This window comes from Pseudovibrio axinellae (assembly GCF_900110875.1).
Classification (GTDB): Bacteria; Pseudomonadota; Alphaproteobacteria; order Rhizobiales; family Stappiaceae; genus Pseudovibrio; species Pseudovibrio axinellae.
Genome location: NZ_FOFM01000050.1, coordinates 1 through 4,440, shown reverse-complemented (window position 1 = coordinate 4,440; position 4,440 = coordinate 1). Strand labels below are relative to the sequence as shown.

Annotated in this window: 3 protein-coding genes; 2 read left to right on the top strand and 1 reads right to left on the bottom strand. The window is 47.7% G+C overall.

Going from position 1 to position 4,440, the window contains the following annotated elements; all coding sequences use genetic code 11:
* Positions 1-2,410 (top strand): FG-GAP-like repeat-containing protein (locus tag BMZ51_RS23075; RefSeq protein WP_175485061.1); only part of this gene is annotated, 2,410 nt, incomplete at its 5' end.
* A 372-nt stretch (positions 2,411-2,782) separates the two neighbouring features.
* On the opposite strand, the gene BMZ51_RS23070 is transcribed toward BMZ51_RS23075, so the two are convergent.
* On the bottom strand, positions 2,783-3,679 hold the full coding sequence (locus BMZ51_RS23070; protein ID WP_068009915.1) for an NAD-dependent epimerase/dehydratase family protein: 897 nt from the start codon (positions 3,677-3,679) through the stop codon (positions 2,783-2,785).
* 157 nt (positions 3,680-3,836) lie between these two features.
* Here BMZ51_RS23070 and BMZ51_RS23065 point away from each other — a divergent pair.
* Positions 3,837-4,440, top strand: a 604-nt coding sequence (locus tag BMZ51_RS23065) for an IS5 family transposase (protein WP_139201472.1), incomplete at its 3' end; no start/stop codon positions are given.

Below are 4,440 nucleotides of genomic sequence, written 5' to 3'. Positions count from 1 at the left end.
TGATCTTGCTAATGGCGACCTCACGCGATCACAGCTGCTTGCTGAACTGTCGCAATCCATTGAACATCAGGTCGTGGGCAACGGCCATGGAAATAACCAGAACCCGGATGTGTTCCTTCTGCCGGTCGTAGAGGAAGATGATCTGATGGCTTCCTTTGGAATTGATGGGGCCAGCTTCAACACCAATGAGATGGAATCTCTGGCCGGAACGGATGCAGGCGAGGCTCTTAAAGCAAGTGCGCATGAAGCCGTGTTTGGCGGAAGCGGTGATGACACGATCACAGGCAATAGTGGAAATGAGACTCTTTTTGGCGGCGAAGGCGCTGACACAATCAGCGGTGGATCTGGTATTGATTTTCTTGTTGGCGGTCTCGGTAACGACACATTGAAAGGAGGAGATGGCAGCGATGTGTACGTTTACATGCGCGGCGATGGCCAAGACACCATCTCTGACAGCTCTGGTGACCAGGACATGCTGTTCCTGTCGGACCTGACCCTAGATGAGGTGACCTTACGCCGGGAAGGCAACGACATGGTTGTCTATGTGCTTGATAAAAACAATCCGGATACGCCTTTGGAGAGTATCGATGATGTCATCACGATTGAAAACTGGAACACCTCTTCAAAACGCATTGATACACTCAGATTCGCAGATGGAACGGAATTTGCTTTAGGAAAACTCGACGGAAGCATTCTGTCAAGCAACTCTGGTAACCTAACTGGTTCATCTTTAAGTGACTGGCTTGAAGGAGATATCGATAACAATACTCTGTTGGGCAATGCAGGAAATGACGTTCTGATTGGTAAATCAGGAAATGATGTACTCCAAGGTGGAGATGATGATGACGTGCTGTCAGCTGGTTCTGGAGATGATCAGCTGATCGGTGGTGATGGAGCTGATTACCTCGACGGTGGTTCGGGTGTAGATACTGCTGAATATTCATCTGCAAAATTTGGGGTTTGGGTTGATCTGGTTGATGAAACTGCCAATGAAATTAAATACCTAAGTATTTTCTCTAATCCCCAAGTCTGGACTGGTGACGTTGTTACTTCTTTCTCAGATGAGCAAGAGTGGGTAGCTGGGGATTTTAACGGGGATGGTAAAGACGATCTTTTCTCTGTTCAAGAGTATGGTGATGGCTTGCTCCAGTATGTCTATCTCTCGGAAGGCGATGGTTTTACGAGCGTTAAGAATTGGACTCCAGATGAGACGTGGGGGTTTAGAGACGAATGGATGACCGGCGACTTCAATGGCGATGGCAAAGATGATATTTTGACTGTCTACGCTGCGGGTAGTGATGACGATACCAAGCTGAGGATCTACCTTTCGGAAGGCGACGGTTTTTCCGAACCAATTGATTGGAGTGGCGATACAACCTGGATCTATAAGTCGAGCCAGCGGTGGGAAGTTGGCGACTTCAACGGTGATGGTAAAGACGATGTGTTTGCAGTTTATGAGGTCGGTGATGGCCTCAAACAACGTGTTTATTTATCTGAGGGTGATGGTTTTACGAGCGTTGAGAATTGGACCCCGGAAGAAACGTGGCGGTTTAGAGACGAATGGATGACCGGCGACTTCAATGGCGATGGCAAAGATGACATTTTGACTGTCTACGCTGCGGGTAGTAATGACGACACCAAGCTGAGGATCTACCTTTCGGAAGGCGACGGTTTTTCCGAACCAATTGATTGGAGTGGCGATACAACCTGGATCTATAAGTCGAGCCAGCGGTGGGAAGTTGGCGACTTCAACGGTGATGGTAAAGATGATGTATTTGCAGTCTATGAGAGAGGAAGTTATATAAAACAGAGTGTCTACCTATCTGAAGGTGATGGCTTTTCTAGTGTTGAAGATTGGACCCCTGGAGCGGCCTACGTATTTAGAGATACATGGCTGACTGGAGATTTTACAAATGATGGCACTGATGACGTCGTTTCTATTTACGGTGTTGATGAACAAAGTCTCATCAAGCAAACTGTATATTTAACAGGTACAGATCCCAATATCGACGCTGACACTCTTGTCAATATTGAGAATATTCAGGGCTCTTCGTTCAATGACGTTATTAGAGGCAACTCGTTTAGTAATACTCTTTGGGGCAACGACGGTGAAGATGAGCTCAATGGTCGCGAAGGCGATGATACCTTAGTTGGAGGCGCCAATAACGATACGTTTGTGTTCGATATTCAAGCTTTCGGACAGGATGAGTTAACAGACTTTGAAGCTGGATCTGGATCTGATGATATCATCCTCTTTGACACTGATGTGTTTTCTGACTTTGACACAGTTCTTGCGGCCACACGTGACGATGGAACCAGTACTGTTATCAAGCTTGATGGCGAAAATTCCATAACCTTGAAAGGTGTTTCCAAAACAGACCTACACGTAGATGACTTCCAGTTTATCTGATTCTGTAGTTTTCGAATTTTGAACTTCAAACTAAAACCAAGTGACCCCGGGGATTTTCTCCGGGGTTTTTGTTTTGTTCTGGCTCCTTTCAGAGCTCAGTTTAAAATCTGAGAAGACAACAAGGCCTAATGAATACATAGCTCCGATAGTGGCCAAAAATGAAAACATACAATGAACAATTAACTGATTGACATTCCTCAGCAGGAATTGTGCCCTGCATGTACTAACATTCGGGGGGGGGGGCGAAGACCTCAATCTATCGCAGGACGACAGGGCCAGAAGGGGAAGGACACCGTTGAGGGTGCTCTGAGGAGGATGAACCTGCCAAGTGCGCGGTTTACGCTTTAGCATCACGCCACCGGCAGGACTGGTTTACTCTTCAACCTTGGAGCCACACGCATCGGGCGGTAACACTTCGGAATTACACTTTTCCAATTGATGCAAGACTTCTCGAAAGTCGTATTTGCTTTTCCAGCTCAGCACCTTTGCTGCTTTTGTTGGAGCGTAAACTCTATCAATCGAGGTTGGCAAAGCCCAGTTATGCAGATCAAACAGTTTGGCGAGGCTTGGAGCTCTCTCCCTGATAACTGAGGCTGCATCTGTTTTTAGTGCATGTGCATCATCAGCCAAGAAAGGTGTTTGCCCTGAAATTACATAGGTATCGAATGCTCGACCAGTGTCTTTGAGTGCTGCCAAATGAGCATCAGCTACGTCTCTCGCATCAACGCCTCGATGTAAGCGGTAGGTTGCCATTACCGGAGCGGGTTCAGGAAAACTGCGCGACATGCGAATAACCTTGATGTTTAACTGGCTGGAGGCAGCGTCGCGCAGAAGTGCTTCAGCGTGTATCTTTGATCGGTGGTAGATAGTACGCGGATGAGGCTCTGTTTCTTCAGTGATCCAAGCTGCACGATTTTCTAGGTTGCTGGCGTCTCCATAAAGAGCTGTCGTGCTGGTAAAAATGATCTGAGGAACACCTTCTGCCTTTGCGCCGTCAATGACACATTCAGTTCCCCTCACATTTATTCTTTGAAACTCTTCATCTGACTTCAAGCCAACATGTGGAGCGTGCAGCGCAGCACAATGAAATACGGCATCCGCCCCATGGAACGCTCGCTTCAATTGGTCTTCATCACAAATATCAGAAATCAGCGTAGTGGATGAAGCAGGAGTTACGTCAACACCAACAACTTCATGGTTCCGCGAAAGTGTAAAATGTATTGCTCTGCCTATTCGACCAGAACTTCCAGTCACTACGTATTTTGCCATAATATGCTCTCATGCATTGCTTTATCAATTTGACTAAGGACTAAAGTTTTTCTTTGATGTGCAAATGTTTTTCCCTAAATGCCTCCAGAATGACGTTGTTGCAGGGATCGTGATTTGAAGCTAATTTACTGAAGTCCTGCCAACATTCCAGATTTATATGCCTTATAAATTCAACGCCTCACGTCGCCATAAATTTGTCAAACCTCGGTTCCGCGTCACGAACTGGAGCGAATACAACGAAAGTTTGCGCCGCCGTGGAGATGTCACAGTTTGGATCAGTGATGCTGTTGCCCATCAGTGGGCAGCAGATCGGCGAACCACGCGGGGCGGACAGGCAAAATATTCTTCACTTGCCATTGAGACTTGCCTGACTGTGCGTGTGGTCTTTGGCCTTGCCCTGCGCCAGACGCAGGGATTTATGCGCTCACTGCTGCGGCTTATGAAGCTGGATCTGGTGGTACCCGATTTTTCAACGCTGTCGCGCCGGGCTGGCAAGCTGGATTTTGAACAGCTAAAGCAGCAGGCTAAATCTGAGCCGGTTCACCTTGTGGTCGACAGCACCGGATTGAAAGTATTCGGGGCCGGAGAGTGGCAGGAAAACAAGCACGGAACGGCAGTAAAGCGCCGATCATGGTGCAAGCTGCACCTGGGTATGAATCTGGACACTGGCGAAATTCTGTGTTCTGACTTGACTGAGGAGCGCGCTGCTGATCCCACGGTGTTGCCGGATCTGCTGGACCAGATCGAGGGGGTGGTTGCTA

Coding starts and splice junctions, on each gene's coding strand:
- BMZ51_RS23070 (WP_068009915.1), bottom strand. CDS start 3,679: ATGGCAAAATACGTAGTGACTGGAAGTTCTGGTCGAATAGGCAGAGCA.